This window comes from Aureimonas sp. N4, assembly GCF_001463925.1.
Lineage (GTDB): Bacteria > Pseudomonadota > Alphaproteobacteria > Rhizobiales > Rhizobiaceae > Aureimonas > Aureimonas ureilytica_A.
In genome coordinates, this window is sequence record NZ_BBWS01000072.1 from 1 (window position 1) to 1,184 (window position 1,184).

Here is a 1,184-nt window from a genome sequence, read left to right on the forward strand (position 1 = left end):
AATGGCCAAGAGCAAATTCGAGCGTAACAAGCCGCATGTGAACATCGGCACGATTGGTCACGTTGACCATGGGAAGACGTCGCTGACGGCGGCGATCACGAAGTATTTCGGCGAGTTCCGCGCGTACGACCAGATCGACGCGGCGCCGGAAGAGAAGGCTCGCGGCATCACGATCTCGACGGCGCATGTGGAGTACGAGACGGAGAACCGTCACTACGCGCACGTGGACTGCCCCGGCCACGCCGACTACGTGAAGAACATGATCACGGGCGCGGCGCAGATGGACGGCGCGATCCTGGTGTGCTCGGCGGCCGACGGCCCGATGCCGCAGACACGCGAGCACATCCTCCTGGCCCGCCAGGTGGGCGTGCCGGCGCTGGTGGTGTTCCTGAACAAGGTCGATCAGGTCGACGACGCCGAGCTTCTGGAGCTGGTCGAGCTGGAGCTGCGCGAGCTTCTGTCGAGCTACGAGTTCCCCGGCGACGACGTTCCGATCGTGAAGGGCTCGGCTCTGGCGGCCCTCGAAGACTCCAACAAGGAGATCGGCGAGAACGCGGTTCGCGAGCTGATGAAGCAGGTCGACGCCTACATCCCGACGCCTGAGCGTCCGATCAACATGCCGTTCCTGATGCCGATCGAAGACGTGTTCTCGATCTCGGGCCGCGGCACGGTTGTGACGGGCCGCGTCGAGCGCGGCATCGTGAAGGTGGGCGAGGAAGTCGAGATCGTCGGCATCCGCGACACCAAGAAGACGACGGTGACGGGCGTCGAGATGTTCCGCAAGCTTCTGGACCAGGGCCAGGCAGGCGACAACATCGGCGCGCTGGTTCGCGGCGTGGACCGTGAAGGCGTCGAGCGCGGTCAGGTTCTGTGCAAGCCGGGTTCGGTGAAGCCGCACACGCGCTTCATGGCCGAGGCCTACATCCTGACCAAGGAAGAGGGCGGCCGTCATACGCCGTTCTTCACGAACTACCGTCCGCAGTTCTACTTCCGCACGACGGATGTGACGGGCGTCGTCACGCTGCCCGAGGGCACCGAGATGGTGATGCCAGGCGACAACGTGACGATGGACGTCAAGCTGATCGTTCCGATCGCGATGGAAGAGAAGCTGCGCTTCGCGATCCGCGAAGGCGGCCGCACCGTCGGCGCCGGTATCGTCGCTTCCATCATCGAGTAAGACTCGA

1 protein-coding gene is annotated in these 1,184 nt (G+C 64.1%); it reads left to right on the top strand.

From position 1 onward, the window contains the following. Position 1: 1 nt before the first annotated feature. Positions 2-1,177: an elongation factor Tu gene (gene tuf, locus AUL28_RS21860; protein ID WP_058634247.1), complete on the top strand. Its 1,176-nt coding sequence runs from the start codon at positions 2-4 to the stop codon at positions 1,175-1,177. Positions 1,178-1,184: the final 7 nt, after the last annotated feature.